A 16,580-nucleotide genomic window follows, 5' to 3' on the forward strand; every position below is an offset into this window, starting at 1 on the left:
GCTCCTGGTCATTCCGGGTTCAGGGGGCTTTACGTACGGCGCTTGCTGGAAGTTTCGCGCGAGCGCGAAGTCGGGGCTCCTAAGCGAACGCGACGTTGTAGATGCCTGCCGCGATGGCGCCGCCGATGAGCGGACCCACCACGGGGACCCAGGCGTAGCCCCAGTCGGAGCCGCCCTTGTTGGGCAGCGGCAGCAGGGCGTGCACGATGCGCGGACCGAGGTCACGGGCCGGGTTGATCGCGTACCCCGTCGGGCCGCCGAGCGAGAGGCCGATGGAGACCACCACGAGCGCGGTGATCAGGGCCCCCAGGGTGCCCAGGCCGTTGCCCTTGTCGTTCAGGCCCTGGGTGAGCACGGCGAGGACCAGCACGATCGTGCCGATGACCTCCGTGGCGACGTTCTGCCAGGCGACCCGGACCTCGGGGCCGGTGGAGAAGACACCCAGCACCGGGCCGGCGCCCGCCTCCTGGGCCTCGACGGCCTTGGCCGCCGTGTCCTGCGCACCCGGACCGCCGACGATCTCGCGGTCGGTGAGGTGGGCGTGGAACTGACCGTAGTAGGCGATCCAGACCAGAGCCGCGCCGATCATGGCGCCGAGAATCTGTCCGGCCCAGTACACCGGGACGTTCTTCCAGTCGCCGTCCTTGATCGCGAGGGCGAGGGTGACGGCCGGGTTCAGGTGGGCGCCGGAGAGCGGCGCCGTGGTGTAGACCGCCGTGAGCACCGCGAAGCCCCACCCGAAGGTGATGGCGAGCCAGCCGGCGTTACGTGCCTTGGAAGCCTTCAGCGTGACGGCGGCGCAGACGCCGCCGCCGAGGAGGATGAGTATGGCGGTACCGATGGTCTCGCCGATGAAGATGTCGGAGCTGGACACCCGCGACTCCTTTGTCCTACGTCCAGGGAAGTTCGATACCGGCCTGGCGTTGTCACACTCTAGCGCGTATTGCCGGTAGCTGTTCGACAATGTCGACCGATGGACGGGAGTCTTGCTTCGGCGTTACGAGCACGTCAAGAGCTGTGTAGTCGAAAACACGATCGTTACTGATCGCCGTGTGTCCGTGGATCTTCGTGCAGGTGGGCACGGGGGGTGAGCCGGGGCATGCCGAAGTCCGGGACGCCGTCGGGCGTCCCGGACTCGTGTGGCGTCAGAACCGCCCGGCACCCAGGTCCCGGGAGACCGCGCGGGCGCAGTCCCGGACGGCCGCGATGAGCTCGGGGCGCAGCGCCCGCTCCTCGTCGGGCCGGCACAGCCGCTCCACGGCGCCCGTGATGCCGACCGCGCCGACCGGCATCCGCCGCCGGTCGTGGATGGGGGCGGCGAGCGAGGCGACGCCCTCCCAGGTCTCCTCCACGTCCGCCGCGTAACCCCGCGCGCGCGTGACGTCGAGGAGGTGCTCGAACTCCTCCGGCTCGCACACCGTCCGGTCCGTGAACGCCTTGCGGTCGGCCTCCAGGGCCTCGCTGTGCGCCACCGGGTCGTAGGCGGACAGCACCTTGCCCAGGGCCGTGGAGTGCAGCGGCTGCATGGCCCCTACCTCCAGGACCTGCCGGCTGTCGTCGGGCCGGAACACGTGGTGCACGATCAGCACGCCCTGCTGGTGCAGGACGCCCAGGTACACGCTCTCGCCGCTGGAACGGGCCAGGTCGTCGGTCCACACCAGGGCGCGTGCCCGCAACTCGTGCACGTCCAGGTAGGTGGTGCCCAGGCGCAGCAGCTCCGCGCCCAGCTGATAGCGCCCGGACGCGTCGTCCTGCTCCACGAAGCCCTCCTGCTGGAGGGTGCGCAGGATGCCGTGGGCGGTGCCCTTGGCCAGGCCCAGCGACGAGGCGATGTCCGACAGGCCGAGCCGCCGCTCGCCGCCCGCCAGCAGCCGCAGCATCGCGGCCGCTCGCTCGAGCGACTGGATGTTCCGTGCCATCGCCGTACTGCCTCCGTCCCCTTCGACCGCCGACATGCGGGGCCCACAGCCCTCGTTCGGCAATGTCGAACACTACCGGTCGTTGCCGACCTCTCGCTAATGCCCGGTCACCATTTGTTGCGTGTTCCGGCCGAACCGTCACCGCACCCGCGCCCGGAGTCGCCGGGGCGGCGCCGCCGCGTCCGCCCCGTGGACGCGCTGCCCATCCAAGCCGACTCCCGGTTACGCTGGCGCCGTGCGCCCGTCCCCGGATGCCCTGCCGGACGTCCGGGAAGCCGCATAGCCGACAGCCGTCGCATCCGAGGGAGCCCTTTTCATGGCCTCGTTGCCGCCGACCCCTTCCGCAGACAGCCGGACCCGCGTGTCCGCCCTCCGAGAGGCACTGGCCACCCGTGTGGTCGTGGCCGACGGTGCCATGGGCACCATGCTCCAGGCGCAGGACCCCACGCTGGAGGACTTCGAGAATCTCGAGGGCTGCAACGAGATCCTCAACGTGACCCGCCCGGACATCGTCCGCTCCGTCCACGACGCCTACTTCGCCGTCGGCGTCGACTGCGTCGAGACCAACACCTTCGGCGCCAACCACTCGGCCATGGCCGAGTACGAGATCTCCGAGCGGATCCACGAACTGTCCGAGGCCGGCGCCCGCATCGCCCGCGAGGTGGCCGACGAGTACGCCGCCCGGGACGGGCGGACCCGGTGGGTCCTGGGCTCCGTCGGCCCCGGCACCAAGCTGCCCACGCTCGGCCACATCACCTACGGCACCATCCGCGACGGCTACCAGGCCAACGCCGAGGGCCTGCTCGCCGGCGGCGCGGACGCGCTGATCGTGGAGACCACACAGGACCTCCTGCAGACCAAGGCGTCCGTCCTGGGCGCCCGCCGGGCCATGGAGGCCACCGGCGTCGAGGTGCCCCTGCTGTGTTCGATGGCCTTCGAGACCACCGGCACCATGCTGCTCGGCTCCGAGATCGGCGCGGCCCTGACCGCGCTGGAGCCCCTCGGCATCGACATGATCGGCCTGAACTGCTCCACCGGCCCCGCCGAGATGAGCGAGCACCTGCGCTACCTCACGCGCCACTCGCGCATCCCGTTGTTGTGCATGCCCAACGCCGGCCTGCCGATCCTCACCAAGGACGGCGCGCACTTCCCGCTCGACCCCGAAGGCCTGGCCGACGCCCAGCAGAACTTCGTCCGTGACTACGGCCTCTCCCTCGTCGGCGGCTGCTGCGGCACCACCCCCGAGCACCTGCGGCAGCTGGTCGAGCGGGTCCGGGACGTCACCCCGCCCGAGCGCGACCCGCGGCCCGAGCCGGGCGCCGCCTCCCTGTACCAGTCGGTGCCGTTCCGGCAGGACACCTCCTACCTGGCCATCGGCGAGCGCACCAACGCCAACGGCTCGAAGAAGTTCCGCGAGGCCATGCTGGAGGGCCGCTGGGACGACTGCGTGGAGATGGCCCGCGAGCAGATCCGCGAGGGCGCGCACATGCTCGACCTGTGCGTGGACTACGTCGGCCGCGACGGCGTCGCCGACATGGAGGAACTGGCCGGCCGCTTCGCCACCGCCTCCACCCTGCCGATCGTGCTGGACTCCACCGAGGTCGACGTCATCCGGGCCGGCCTGGAGAAGCTCGGCGGCCGCGCGGTGATCAACTCGGTGAACTACGAGGACGGTGACGGCCCCGACTCCCGCTTCGCGAAGGTCACCCAGCTCGCCAAGGAGCACGGCGCCGCCCTCATCGCGCTCACCATCGACGAGGAGGGCCAGGCCCGCACCGCCGAGAAGAAGGTCGAGATCGCCGAACGGCTCATCGACGACCTCACCGGCAACTGGGGCATCCACGAGGAGGACATCCTCGTCGACTGCCTGACCTTCACCATCTGCACCGGCCAGGAGGAGTCCCGCAAGGACGGCATCGCCACCATCGAGGGCATCCGCGAACTGAAGCGGCGCCACCCGAAGGTGCAGACGACCCTCGGCCTGTCCAACATCTCCTTCGGCCTCAACCCGGCCGCCCGCATCCTGCTGAACTCCGTCTTCCTCGACGAGTGCGTCAAGGCGGGCCTGGACTCGGCGATCGTGCACGCGTCGAAGATCCTGCCGATCGCACGCTTCAGCGAGGAGGAGGTCCAGACGGCTCTGGACCTCATCTACGACCGCCGCGCCGAGGGCTACGACCCGCTGCAGAAGCTCATGCAGCTGTTCGAGGGCGCCACCGCCAAGTCCCTCAAGGCCGGCAAGGCCGAGGAGCTGGCCGCCCTGCCGCTGGACGAGCGCCTGCAGCGCCGCATCATCGACGGCGAGCGCAACGGCCTCGAAGCCGACCTCGACCAGGCACTCCAGGAGCGGCCCGCGCTCGACATCGTCAACCAGACGCTGCTGGAGGGCATGAAGGTCGTCGGCGAGCTGTTCGGCTCCGGCCAGATGCAGCTGCCGTTCGTCCTGCAGTCCGCCGAGGTGATGAAGGCGGCCGTCGCCCACCTCGAACCGCACATGGAGAAGACCGACGAGGACGGCAAGGGCACCATCGTGCTCGCCACCGTGCGCGGCGACGTGCACGACATCGGCAAGAACCTCGTCGACATCATCCTGACCAACAACGGCTACAACGTCGTCAACCTCGGCATCAAGCAGCCGGTCTCCGCGATCCTGGAAGCCGCCGAGGAGCACCGGGCCGACGTCATCGGCATGTCCGGTCTCCTGGTCAAGTCCACCGTGATCATGAAGGAGAACCTGGAGGAGCTGAACACCCGCGGCCTGGCCGCCCGCTTCCCGGTCATCCTCGGCGGCGCCGCCCTCACCCGCGCCTACGTCGAGCAGGACCTGCACGAGCTCTACGAGGGCGAGGTCCGCTACGCCCGCGACGCCTTCGAGGGCCTGCGCCTGATGGACGCCCTCATCGGCGTCAAGCGGGGCGTGCCAGGGGCCAAGCTGCCCGAGCTCAAGCAGCGCCGGGTCCGGGCCGCCGCCCCGGCCGCCGTGGACGAGCGCCCCGAGGAGGGCCACGTCCGCTCCGACGTCGCCACCGACAACCCCGTGCCCACCCCGCCCTTCCGCGGCACCCGGGTCGTCAAGGGCATCCAGCTCAAGGAGTACGCGAGCTGGCTCGACGAGGGCGCCCTGTTCAAGGGCCAGTGGGGCCTGAAGCAGGCCCGCACCGGCGAGGGCCCGACCTACGAGGAACTCGTCGAGAGCGAGGGCCGCCCCCGGCTGCGCGGCCTGCTCGACCGGCTCCAGACGGAGAACCTGCTGGAGGCGGCCGTGGTCTACGGCTACTTCCCCTGCGTCTCCAAGGACGACGACCTGATCATCCTGGACGAGGCGGGCAACGAGCGCACCCGCTTCACCTTCCCGCGCCAGCGCCGCGGCCGGCGCCTGTGCCTGGCCGACTTCTTCCGCCCGGAGGAGTCCGGCGAGATCGACGTCGTCGGCCTGCAGGTCGTCACCGTCGGCTCGCGCATCGGCGAGGAGACCGCGCGGCTCTTCGAGGCCAACGCCTACCGCGACTACCTCGAACTGCACGGCCTGTCCGTGCAGCTGGCCGAGGCCCTCGCCGAGTACTGGCACGCGCGCGTGCGCTCCGAACTCGGCTTCGCCGGGGAGGACCCGGACGAGATGCAGGGCATGTTCGAGCTCAAGTACCGGGGCGCCCGCTTCTCCCTCGGCTACGGCGCCTGCCCCGACCTGGAGGACCGCGCCAAGATCGCCGACCTGCTCCAGCCGGAGCGTATCGGCGTCCACCTGTCCGAGGAGTTCCAGCTGCACCCGGAGCAGTCCACGGACGCCATCGTGATCCACCACCCCGAGGCCAAGTACTTCAACGCCCGCTGAGCCCGGCAGAACGAGGCACTTGAGCCGGACACGACGTAGACTGGTCGGTCCACTGCAGGCCGGCTCCCCTCGTGGGAGCCGGCCTGATCGTCCCCTCAAGGAGGTAGGTGGATGACCAGTACGGTCCCCGCGCTCGGTACCCGGACGGCCGAAGGGTCGGCCCTCCAAGCCGTGCTCCTCGACATGGACGGCACCCTGGTGGACACGGAGGGCTTCTGGTGGGACGTCGAGGTCGAGGTCTTCGCCTCCCTCGGCCACATGCTCGACGAGTCCTGGCGCCATGTCGTGGTCGGCGGTCCCATGACCCGCAGCGCGGGCTTCCTGATCGAGGCCACCGGCGCCGACATCAGCCTCGACGAGCTCACGGTCCTGCTCAACGACGGCTTCGAGGAGCGCATCGGCCGCGCCCTGCCGCTGATGCCGGGCGCCGGCAGGCTGCTCGCCGAGCTGTACGAGTACGAGATCCCGACGGCCCTCGTCTCCGCCTCGCACCGGCGCATCATCGACCGGGTGCTCGCCTCGCTCGGCGCGCACCACTTCCGGCTGACGGTGGCCGGCGACGAGGTCCCGCGCACCAAGCCCCACCCCGACCCGTATCTGGCCGCCGCCGCCGGGCTCGGTGCGGACCCGGCCCGCTGCGCCGTCATCGAGGACACCGCCACCGGCGTCGCGGCGGCGGAGGCCGCCGGTTGCCGGGTCGTGGCCGTGCCCTCCGTCGCCCCCATCCAGCCGGCCCTCCGGCGCACGGTCGTCAGCTCGCTCGAAGAGGTCGACCTGACATTTCTGCACGGTCTGATGACGGAAATGCGCTAGCCGTTCACCCAGCGTGCAGCGGGGATAGGGCGGTAATTCCGCAGGTGAATTCGAACCTCTCCGGATGACCGAATTCCCGTACCCTCGAACCGGTTTACGCGTGTGACGTTCCCCACGCGGTCCGGGGTCGACAGTAGATGCGGCGTGTGCTGCGCACCCCCTCCGGGGGGCCGTCGGCGTGCCCTTGTGTCCCGATTGATGGAAGGCTGCCCCAAAGCTTCCACTGTCGGGTTTTCGGTGTGTCCACGCCCGGTTCCGTAGCGTGATGGGTGCTCAACTCCGGTGGCTGCGAAGGTTCCTGCCGGGCCGGACTAATCTCGTCGCGAGAACATCGCCCCACCCCCGTGATCCGCTGCGCCACCCCTGCATGCCGGGTACACGGAGTCGACAGCTCTGGAGAAACTCGAGCATGAACCGCAAGACTTTGGTGCTGCCGGCCGTGGTCGGCCTGCTCGCGCCGGTGCTCGCCGCCTGCGGCGGTTCCGGGAGCGGCAGCGGCGACAGCGACGCGATCGTCGTCGGCACCACGGACCGGTTCACCGCCTCGAAGGACGCGCCCGCGCCCCTCGACCCGGCGTACGCCTACGACGTCGGCACCTGGAACGTCCTGCGCCAGACCGTGCAGACCCTGATGATCCAGCCGCGCGGTGAGGGCGAGCCGGTGCCCGAGGCGGCCGAGCGCTGCGGCTTCACCGACACGGGCAACGAGCGCTACGCCTGCACCCTGCGCGACGGTCTGAAGTTCGCCAACGGCGACCCCGTCACCGCGGCCGACGTGAAGTACTCCATCGACCGCGCCCTCTCCCTCAAGGCCGACAGCGGCGTCTTCGCCCTGCTGTCCACCATCGACACCGTCGAGACGCAGGGCGACCGCGAGGTCATCTTCCACCTCAAGACGGCCGACGCGACCTTCCCGTACAAGCTGTCGACCCCGGTCGCCGGGATCGTCGACCCCGACGACTACCCGAAGAACAAGCTGCGCGACGGCTTCGACCTCGAGGGCTCGGGTCCGTACACCCTCAAGGCCGTCGTCGAGAACGACGAGATGGTCCGGGCCGAGTTCACCAAGAACCCCGAGTACAAGGGGACCCTCAAGGTGAACAACGACAAGGTCGAGATGGTCTCCTTCAAGGGCGCCGACGCCATGGGCGAGGCGCTGGAGAAGGGCGACATCGACCTGATGACCCGCGCCATGTCGCCGGACCAGATCCGCAAGCTCTCCGGCGACGCGGACAACGAGGTCGACCTCGTCGAGATGCCCGGCCTGGAGATCCGCTACCTGGGCTTCAACACCGACGCCCCGAGCGTGAAGTCCAAGGCCGTGCGCCAGGCGATGGCCCAGGTCGTCAACCGCAGCGCCCTGGTCGCCAAGGTCTACGGCTCCCAGGCCGAGCCGCTGTACTCGCTGGTCCCGGCCAGCGTCACCGGCCACTCCAACTCGTTCTTCAACAAGTACGGCGAACCGAACGTCGGCAAGGCCCGCTCGCTGCTGACCCAGGCGAACGTCACCACCCCGGTGAAGCTCACGCTGCACTACACGACCGACCACTACGGCCCCGCCACCAAGAAGGAGTTCGAGGTCCTGCGCGACCAGCTGAACTCCAGCGGCCTGTTCGAGGTCGACATCAAGGGCACCCCGTGGAACACGTTCCGCCCGGCCGAGAAGAAGGGCGAGTACGACGTCTACGGCATGGGCTGGTTCCCGGACTTCCCGGACGCCGACAACTTCCTCGCGCCGTTCCTGGACAAGGACAACACCCTCGGCTCGCCCTACGCCAACAGCCGCATCCGCAGCACCCTGATCCCCGAGTCCCGCCGGGAGGCGGACCGGCTGTCCGCTTCCACCAGCTTGACGGACATTCAGGACATCGTCGCCAGGGACGTGCCGGTGCTGCCGCTGTGGCAGGGCAAGCAGTACGTCGCCGCGCGCGACGACATCACGGGTACCGCCTACGCCCTCAACTCCTCCTCGACGCTCCAGCTGTGGGAGCTCGGACGAGGCGTGAGCGGCTGACGGACCCGATGGAACCCCGGGGGCCTCTGACCGCGGCCCCCCGGGGAACCGTGCCCCGGAGCCGGGGACAGGCTCCGGGCGTTCTCGAGAACCGACGACAAGGCACACACGTGAACATACGCAACCAGTGGCCGGTCCTGCCCATCGTGGCCGGACTCGCCTCCGGACTGCTGACCGGCTGTGGCACGGAGAGCGGAGACTCCGCGGGGGACGGCTCCAACGTGGTGGTGGGGATGTCCGACGACATCCTGGCCACCGACCCGGCCTCCGGCTACGACCCGGGCTCCTGGCTGTTGTTCAACAACGTCTTCCAGTCGCTGCTCAGCTTCCCCAAGGGCGCCACGGAACCCCAGCCCGAGGCGGCGGAGAGCTGCGCCTTCACCGACGCGCAGACCACGGTCTACACGTGCACGCTCAAGGACGGGCTGAAGTTCAGCAACGGTGACGCGCTCACCTCGAAGGACGTCAAGTTCTCCTTCGACCGCATGCTGAAGATCAACGACCCCGACGGGCCCGCGATCATGTTCCCCACGCTGGAGAAGGTCGAGACGCCGGACGAGAAGACGGTCGTCTTCCGGCTCAACACGGCCGACGCCACCTTCCCCAGCAAGATCGCCTCCGGCGCCGGGTCCATCGTCGACCACCGCGAGTACGACGCGGACGGGCTGCGCGAGGACGGCCAGGCCGTCGGCTCCGGCCCCTACAAGCTCGACTCGATCGACAAGGGCCACGCGGTCTTCTCCGTCAACGAGAACTACAAGGGCACCGCCGAGGTGAAGAACACCGGCGTGACGCTCAAGTTCTTCGACGGCGACCAGACCGCCCTGAAGCAGGCCATCCAGAACGAGGAAGTCGACATCGCCTACCGCGGTCTGACCGCGAGCGACATCGCCGACATGGAGAAGGCCGACGACGGCACCGGCGCCGAGGTCGTCGAGGGCAGCAGCGCCGAGGTCCAGCACCTGGTGTTCAACATGGACCACCCGGTCGCCGGAAAGCTCGGCGTCCGCAAGGCCATCGCCTACCTGCTCGACCGCGAAGCCCTCATCCGGGACGTCTACCAGGGCACCGCGACCCCGCTGTACTCGATCATCCCGGCCGGCATCGCGGGCCACAACACCGCCTTCTTCGACACCTACGGCGCCCGGCCCTCCAAGGCCAGGGCGGCGGACGCGCTGCGCGAGGACGGCATCACCGGCAAGGTGAAGCTGACCCTCTGGTCGACCCCCTCGCGCTACGGCCCCGCCACCGACCAGGAGCTGACCGCCATCGCCGGCCAGCTCAACGCCAGCGGTCTGTTCGACGCCGACGTGAAGTCCGTGCCCTTCGGCCAGTACGAGAAGGACATCGCGGCCGGCAAGTACGGCGTCTATGTCAAGGGCTGGGTCCCCGACTACCCGGACGCCGACAACTTCACGTCCCCCTTCTTCGGCAAGGGCAACGTGCTGAACAACAACTACGACAACAGCACCATCACCGGCTCGCTCATCCCGCGCACCGCCTCGCTCACCAACCGGGCGGCCACGGACAAGGAGTTCGGGGAGCTGCAGGACATCGTCGCCGACGAACTCCCCGTCCTGCCGGTGTGGCAGGCCAAGCAGTACGCGGTCGTCCGCGACGGCGTCTACGGCCTGGAGTACTGCCTCGACGCGTCGACCGTGTTCCGCTTCTGGGAGCTGAGCAAGGACGCCTGACGCGCGGTGTGAGAAGGGCGCCTCCTGCTCGGCAGGGGGCGCCCTCGTCGTCGTACCGGTGGTTACTGCGCCCCGGGGCGCACCAGCCCGCTCTCGTACGCGTACACCGCCGCCTGCACGCGGTCGCGCAGGCCCAGCTTGGTGAGCACGTGCCCCACGTGCGTCTTGACGGTCGTCTCGCTGACGAACAGGTCGGCGGCGATCTCCGCGTTGGACAGCCCGCGCGCGACCAGCTTCAGCACCTCGACCTCGCGGTCGGTGAGCGTGTGCAGCGTGTCCGGCACCGGCTCGTCGCCCGACGGCAGGTGCGTGGCGTACTTGTCGAGCAGCCGGCGCGTGATGCTCGGCGCGAGCATCGCCTCACCCGCGGCCACGACCCGGATCGCCTGCACCAGCTCGTTGGCCGGGGCGTCCTTCAGCAGGAAGCCGCTGGCGCCCGCGCGCAGGGCCTCCACCACGTACTCGTCCAGGTCGAAGGTGGTCAGCACCAAAACCTTCGCCGGGCCGTCCCGCCCGGGGCCGGTGATCTGCCGGGTCGCCTCCACACCGTCCATCCGCGGCATGCGGATGTCCATCAGGACCACGTCGGGCTGCAGGGCCCGCACCTGGTCGAGCGCCTGTAGGCCGTCTCCGGCCTCGCCGACGACCGCGAGGTCCTGCTCGGCCTCCAGGATCATCCGGAAGCCCGTGCGGAGCAGTGGCTGGTCGTCGACCAGTAGGACGCGGATGGCCACGTAAGTCTCCTTCGCTCGTCCGGCCCATTCTGCCCTGCCCGGGCCCGCCGGACTCAGCCGCCCTCCACCGCCGAGGGCTGCGCCGGCAGGCCCGCCGTGCGCACCGGCAGCGGATACGGCGGGGGAGTGCCGCCGAACTCCGGGCAGTGCGCCTGGTGGTCGCACCAGCCGCACAGCTTCGTCGGACGCGGCCGCCAGTCACCCGTCTCGGTCGCCAGCCGGATCGCCTCCCACAGCGCCAGCAGCTTGCGCTCGACCCGCTCCAGATCCGCGCGGACCGGGTCGTACGTCAGCACCTCACCGCTGCCGAGATAGACCAGCTGGAGCCGCCGCGGCACCACGTTCTTCAGCCGCCAGACGACCAGGGCGTAGAACTTCATCTGGAACAGGGCGCCCTCGGAGTACTCGGGCCGGGGCGCCTTGCCCGTCTTGTAGTCGACGATGCGGACCTCGCCGGTGGGGGCCACGTCGACCCGGTCGATGATCCCGCGCAGCCGCAGCCCCGAGTCCAGCTCCGCCTCGACGAACAGCTCCCGCTCGGCCGGTTCCAGCCGGCTGGGGTCCTCCAGGGTGAACCAGCGCTCGACGAGCTGCTCCGCCTCGCCCAGCCACCGCGCCAGCCGCTCGCCCTCGGGGTCGTCGGCGAACAGCTCCCCGACCTCCGGCCGCGTCTCGCGCAGCCGGTCCCACTGGCCGGGGATCAGCGACTTCGCCCGGGGCGCCGTACGGTCCGCCGCCGGGGCGTCGAACAGGCGCTCAAGGACCGCGTGCACCAGCGTGCCCCGGGTGGCCGCCTCGCTGGGCTTCTCCGGGAGCCGGTCGATGACCCGGAAGCGGTACAGCAGCGGGCACTGCATGAAGTCGCTCGCCCGGGAGGGGGACAGCGAGGCGGGCGGTATGGCGGCGGGCCCCGTCACGAGGTCGCTCACGGCGGCCGTCTCCGCCGCCGCCTCCGCCACCGCCCGGGCGGCCGTCTCCTCCGCCTCCACCGCCGGGGCAGGGCTGATCCCCTGCCGCGCCGTGCCCTCGCTGCTCGTCTCCATGCCACAGACCTTACGGCCCGCCACTGACAGTGACCCGAGCGCGTTCCGTGGGGGAAGCCGGGAGGGACCGTCGACGTACGGGGAACACAGGGGTGCCGGGGCGGAACGCACCTCGGCGGACGCATACCATCGACTCGAGACCCTCCCGTCCGGCAGGCGCGGGAGACGCTTCGAACGAGGGGACACCGGTGGAGGAGAGCGGCGGGCGCGGGCAGCCGCGGTCCGGCAACGACGAGTCGGCCGAGCACCACTCCGGTCCCCCGGCCCGGCCCACCGGCCCGGCCACCCCCGACGGACACCCCACCCCCGAGCACGCCCCCGGGCCCGGACCTGAGGCGTCCGAACTCCCGTCGAACGAACCTGAGACGCCCGAGCCCTCGTCGAACACCGAGCCCCTGCCCGGGCCTGCCACGGCGGGGCCGTCGTCGGAGGGCAGTCCTGAGCACGGGCCCGCCACGGCAGAGACGTCGGCGGGGGACAGGCCGGTGCCCGGGCCTGCCACGGCGGGGTCGTCACCGGAAGGCAAGTCCGAGCCCGGGCCTGCCCTGACGGGGTCGTCGTCACGGGGCAGAACTGAGCCCGGGCCTGCCGCGGCGGTGGAATCGCCGGAGGGCAGTCCTCAGCCCGGGCCCGCCACGGCGGAGACGTCGCCGGGCGCCAGGCAGACGCCCGGCCCCGCAGCGGCTGACGCTCTGGTGGCCGACATTCCCCGGGCTCCTCGCCCCGCTGCGGCGGAAGCCCCGACGCCCGGACCGGCTGTGCCGGAGACCGCGACGCCCGGCCCCGCTGCGCCGGGCTCGTCGGCGGGAAAGAGCGGCACAACGCCCGAGCCCGCTGCGCCGACGGCGTCGGCGGGGGACAGGCCGGAGCCCGGGCCGGCGGCGGACGCCCCGTCGGCCGGCAGTGCTCCCGCCCCCCGGCCCGCTGCGCCGACGGCACCGACGCACCAGGCCTCCGCCGGAGTGCGCTCGCCGGAGGGTCGCGGCGAACGCCCCGAACCCGCAACCGCCGGCTCCTCCCCGGCACCCGCCGACGGCGAGCCCGGCGCGGGCCCCGCTCGTGGTGGAGGCCGCGCCGGCGACGCGAGTCGTTCTCCCGAGCCCGACGTCCACCCCGACGGCGACGTCCACCCCGACCGCGCCTACGCGGGCGACCCCCGCACGGGGTCCACGGCCGGCGGGCCCGAGACGGACCGCCGTCATCCGGACCCGGGTCCCGGCTCCACGGCCGGCGGGCCCGGGACGGACCGCCGTCACCCCCACCCCGGCGGGCACCGGCCCGAGACGGACCAGCCGCGCCCGGCAGCCGGTGACCCGGACCGCCGCCTCCCCGAACCTCCCGCCGCCGCACCCACCCACACCGACACCCCCACCGCCCGCCCCCTCGCGCACTCCGCCGACGGCAAGGGCCCCGCGCCCCAGCGGCCGGAGCCCCGGGGCGGACTGCTCATGGGGCGGCCCTTCGGCGTGCCGGTGTACGTCGCGCCCAGCTGGTTCCTGGTCGCCGCCCTGATCACCTGGGTGTTCGGCGGCCAGCTGGAGCGCGTGCTGCCGGAGCTCGGCGCCGCCCGCTACCTGGTCTCCCTCTTCTTCGCCGTGGCCTTCTACGCCTCCGTGCTCGTCCACGAACTGGCCCACACGGTCGCCGCCCTCCGCTTCAAGCTCCCGGTCCGCCGCATCCAGCTCCAGTTCTTCGGCGGCGTCTCCGAGATCGAGAAGGAGGCCGAGACCCCCGGCCGGGAGTTCGTGCTGGCCTTCGTCGGCCCGCTGCTCTCCCTCGTCCTGGCCGGCGTCTTCTACGCCGCCCTGCAGACCGTGGACCCCGGCACCGTCCCGGGCGTGCTGCTGGCCGGCCTGATGATCTCCAACCTGATCGTGGCCGCGTTCAACCTCCTGCCCGGCCTGCCCCTCGACGGCGGCCGCATGCTGCGCGCGGTCGTCTGGAAGCTCACCGGCAAGCCGATGACCGGCACCATCGCCGCCGCCTGGGTCGGCCGGGCCCTCGCCGTCTGTGTCCTCATCGGCCTGCCGCTGCTCACCCAGTCCGGCGCCCTCGGCTCCGACGCCGTGGACAACGTCGGCATGGACACCGTCCTGGACGCCCTGCTCGCCGCCATCCTCGCCGCGATCATCTGGACCGGCGCCGGCAACAGCCTGCGCATGGCACGCCTGCGCGAGCACCTCCCGGAGCTGCGCGCCCGTACCCTCACCCGCCGCGCGGTCCCCGTCGAGTCCGACACCCCGCTCTCCGAGGCCCTGCGCCGCGCCAACGCCGCCGGAGCCCGCGCCCTGGTCGTCGTCGACGCCGACGGTCAGCCCCTCTCCCTGGTCCGCGAGGCAGCCATCGTCGGCGTGCCGGAACACCGCCGCCCCTGGGTCGCGGTCAGCGGCCTCGCCCAGGAGCTCACGGAGGGCATGCGCGTCTCGGCGGAGCTGTCCGGCGAGGAACTCCTCGACGCGCTGCGCGCCACCCCCGCGACCGAGTACCTGGTGGTGGAGGAGACCGGCGAGATCTACGGCGTTCTGTCGGCGGCGGACGTGGAGCGCGCCTTCGTCAAGGCGATGGCCCGGCCGTCCTAGCGGCCGGCCGCCGGCTGTGCCCGTCGCGGTCCGGGTCGCGGCCCCGACGGCCGCACCGGTGGCTGTCCCGGTGGCCGTCCCGGTGGTCGGAGGCCCTCCCCGGGGCCGGTAGGCTGGTCACATGTCCGAACCGACCGGTGCCGCCCGCAGGCGCGGGCCCTTCAAGGTCGGGGACCAGGTTCAGCTGACCGACCCCAAGGGCCGCCACTACACGTTCACGCTCGAGGCCGGGAAGAACTTCCACACCCACAAGGGTTCCTTCCCGCACGACGAACTGATCGGTGCTCCCGAGGGCAGCGTTGTCCGCACCACCGGAAACGTCGCCTACCTCGCGCTGCGCCCCCTGCTCCCCGACTACGTCCTGTCCATGCCCCGCGGGGCAGCCGTCGTGTACCCGAAGGACGCGGGGCAGATCCTCGCCTTCGCCGACATCTTCCCCGGCGCGCGCGTCGTGGAGGCCGGCGTCGGCTCGGGCTCGCTCAGCAGCTTCCTGCTGCGTGCCATCGGCGACCAGGGCATGCTGCACAGCTACGAGCGCCGCGCCGACTTCGCCGAGATCGCCCAGGCGAACGTCGAGCGCTACTTCGGCGGCCCGCACCCCGCCTGGCAGCTCACCGTCGGCGACCTCCAGGACAACCTGTCCGACACCGACGTCGACCGCGTCATCCTCGACATGCTCGCCCCCTGGGAGTGCCTGGAGGCCGTCTCCAAGGCGCTGGTCCCGGGCGGCATCCTGTGCTGCTACGTCGCGACCACCACCCAGCTCGCCCGGACCGTGGAGTCCATCCGGGAGATCGGCTGCTTCAACGAGCCGACCTCCTGGGAGACCATGATCCGCAACTGGCACATCGAGGGCCTGGCCGTCCGTCCGGACCACCGGATGATCGGCCACACCGGCTTCCTGCTCACCGCCCGCCGCCTCGCCGACGGCGTCGAGCCGCCCATGCGCCGCCGCCGCCCCGCCAAGGGCGCCTACGGCGAGGACTACGCGGGACCCAACGCCGACGGTGGCACCGCCCGCTGAGACGGCCCGTCACGCACACAACGCACAGGCGCCGTGGCGCAGTTCCCGGACACCACTTGGGAACTGCGCCACGGCGCCTCTGCGTTGCCGCCCGGGATGAACCCGCGCGACGCCGTTGACCTGCCCCGCGGAAGCCGGCAGCCGTCCCGGGCGCCGGGAGCGGCCCGCGCGGGCACCGGCTCGCTGACACGACGGCAGGAACCGTGAACCCTTCTGACTTCCCCGGCGCGGCCGGCGCACACCCCGCCGTTTCCTCGCGGTGTGACGTGTGGCACCATCTTGGCCACCCCACCGGTACAGCCCTCAGGAGACACTCCTAGTGCAGCCTTCCGCCGTCCCGGAGCTCGCCCACACCCACACCCGGCCCATCCACTGGCTCGCCACCGCCACGGCGCTCGCCGGCGTGGTGGCCCTCTCCTCGGTCCTGCAGCCCGGTGCCGCGACGGCCGCCCAGCCGGGCGCCCCCGAGACCAAAAGCGCCCCGGCGCCCCTGGCCGCGCCCGACCCGGCCGCGGTGGAGTTCCCCCTGGAGTGCGGCCCCGTGAAGGCCGTCGTGCAGAAGAAGGCGTCCGGGGACCTCGACGGCGACGGCAACCCCGAGACGGTGGCCGTGGTCCACTGCGACTCCCCGATGGGCACCCCGCCGGACGGCGTGTACGTCCTCACCCGCGGCGGTGTGGACGGCAAGCCGCGCGTGGTGGCCACCCTGCTCGACCCCAAGGACGGCACCACCGTCGGCGACTTCGCCGTGCGCGCGGGCGCGGTCACGGCCACGCTCCTCGGCTACTCGTCGCCGGACGTGCCGCGTTGCTGCCCCGACGAGAAGAGCGACGTGAAATGGCGTTGGCAGGACGGCGCGTTCGTCCGCTCCGCGCAGGCCGGCGCCCGCAGCGTGTGAAGCCCCTGTGGCAGCGGTGTGTGAGATATC

11 protein-coding genes are annotated in these 16,580 nt (G+C 71.5%); 7 read left to right on the forward strand and 4 right to left on the reverse strand.

Annotation, left to right across the window (positions count from 1 at the left end; all coding sequences use genetic code 11):
* Window positions 1-79: 79 nt before the first annotated feature.
* Window positions 80-874 carry an MIP/aquaporin family protein gene (locus ABTZ58_RS34260; RefSeq protein ID WP_309095682.1) on the reverse strand — a complete coding sequence of 265 codons (795 nt, stop codon included), beginning with the start codon at window positions 872-874 and terminating at the stop codon, window positions 80-82.
* A 271-nt stretch (window positions 875-1,145) separates the two neighbouring features.
* Entirely contained in the window at window positions 1,146-1,919 is a 774-nt protein-coding gene (locus ABTZ58_RS34265; RefSeq protein ID WP_351365513.1) for an IclR family transcriptional regulator, read from the reverse strand.
* A 316-nt stretch (window positions 1,920-2,235) separates the two neighbouring features.
* Here ABTZ58_RS34265 and metH point away from each other — a divergent pair, with 316 nt between their 5' ends.
* The 4 genes from metH (at window position 2,236) to ABTZ58_RS34285 (ending at window position 10,272) form a co-directional block, all read left to right on the forward strand.
* The gene (gene metH / locus ABTZ58_RS34270) at window positions 2,236-5,751 is read left to right on the forward strand and encodes a methionine synthase (protein WP_351365516.1); all 3,516 of its coding nucleotides are present in this window, start codon (window positions 2,236-2,238) and stop codon (window positions 5,749-5,751) included.
* 111 nt (window positions 5,752-5,862) lie between these two features.
* Complete coding sequence (locus ABTZ58_RS34275) at window positions 5,863-6,564, forward strand: HAD family hydrolase (protein ID WP_351365519.1); 702 nt, start codon at window positions 5,863-5,865, stop codon at window positions 6,562-6,564.
* A gap of 409 nt (window positions 6,565-6,973) precedes the next feature.
* The gene (locus ABTZ58_RS34280) at window positions 6,974-8,578 is read left to right on the forward strand and encodes an ABC transporter substrate-binding protein (protein ID WP_351365522.1); all 1,605 of its coding nucleotides are present in this window, start codon (window positions 6,974-6,976) and stop codon (window positions 8,576-8,578) included.
* Window positions 8,579-8,688: 110 nt separating this feature from the next.
* Window positions 8,689-10,272 carry an ABC transporter substrate-binding protein gene (locus ABTZ58_RS34285; RefSeq protein WP_351365524.1) on the forward strand — a complete coding sequence of 528 codons (1,584 nt, stop codon included), beginning with the start codon at window positions 8,689-8,691 and terminating at the stop codon, window positions 10,270-10,272.
* A gap of 62 nt (window positions 10,273-10,334) precedes the next feature.
* Here ABTZ58_RS34285 and ABTZ58_RS34290 read toward each other — a convergent pair whose 3' ends face one another.
* Both ABTZ58_RS34290 and ABTZ58_RS34295 read right to left on the reverse strand, forming a co-directional pair.
* A complete protein-coding gene (locus ABTZ58_RS34290; RefSeq protein WP_030606450.1) occupies window positions 10,335-11,006 on the reverse strand; it encodes a response regulator in 672 nt (223 codons plus the stop codon).
* Between the two features lie 53 nt (window positions 11,007-11,059).
* Window positions 11,060-12,049 carry a RecB family exonuclease gene (locus ABTZ58_RS34295; protein WP_351365528.1) on the reverse strand — a complete coding sequence of 330 codons (990 nt, stop codon included), beginning with the start codon at window positions 12,047-12,049 and terminating at the stop codon, window positions 11,060-11,062.
* 962 nt (window positions 12,050-13,011) lie between these two features.
* Between ABTZ58_RS34295 and ABTZ58_RS34300 the strand changes: the two genes are divergently transcribed.
* From ABTZ58_RS34300 to ABTZ58_RS34310, 3 genes are all read left to right on the forward strand, one after another.
* Entirely contained in the window at window positions 13,012-14,628 is a 1,617-nt protein-coding gene (locus ABTZ58_RS34300) for a site-2 protease family protein (protein WP_351365531.1), read from the forward strand.
* A 121-nt stretch (window positions 14,629-14,749) separates the two neighbouring features.
* The gene (locus ABTZ58_RS34305) at window positions 14,750-15,652 is read left to right on the forward strand and encodes a tRNA (adenine-N1)-methyltransferase (RefSeq protein WP_031114607.1); all 903 of its coding nucleotides are present in this window, start codon (window positions 14,750-14,752) and stop codon (window positions 15,650-15,652) included.
* A gap of 319 nt (window positions 15,653-15,971) precedes the next feature.
* The gene (locus ABTZ58_RS34310) at window positions 15,972-16,550 is read left to right on the forward strand and encodes a hypothetical protein (protein ID WP_351365535.1); all 579 of its coding nucleotides are present in this window, start codon (window positions 15,972-15,974) and stop codon (window positions 16,548-16,550) included.
* The last annotated feature ends 30 nt before the right edge of the window (window positions 16,551-16,580 follow it).

It is taken from the genome of Streptomyces sp. NPDC094143 (genome assembly GCF_040303825.1).
In the GTDB taxonomy this organism is placed as follows: Bacteria; Actinomycetota; Actinomycetes; order Streptomycetales; family Streptomycetaceae; genus Streptomyces.

Coding starts and splice junctions, on each gene's coding strand:
- ABTZ58_RS34265 (WP_351365513.1), bottom strand. CDS start 1,919: ATGGCACGGAACATCCAGTCGCTCGAGCGAGCGGCCGCGATGCTGCGG.
- metH (WP_351365516.1), top strand. CDS start 2,236: ATGGCCTCGTTGCCGCCGACCCCTTCCGCAGACAGCCGGACCCGCGTG.
- ABTZ58_RS34275 (WP_351365519.1), top strand. CDS start 5,863: ATGACCAGTACGGTCCCCGCGCTCGGTACCCGGACGGCCGAAGGGTCG.
- ABTZ58_RS34280 (WP_351365522.1), top strand. CDS start 6,974: ATGAACCGCAAGACTTTGGTGCTGCCGGCCGTGGTCGGCCTGCTCGCG.
- ABTZ58_RS34295 (WP_351365528.1), bottom strand. CDS start 12,049: ATGGAGACGAGCAGCGAGGGCACGGCGCGGCAGGGGATCAGCCCTGCC.
- ABTZ58_RS34305 (WP_031114607.1), top strand. CDS start 14,750: ATGTCCGAACCGACCGGTGCCGCCCGCAGGCGCGGGCCCTTCAAGGTC.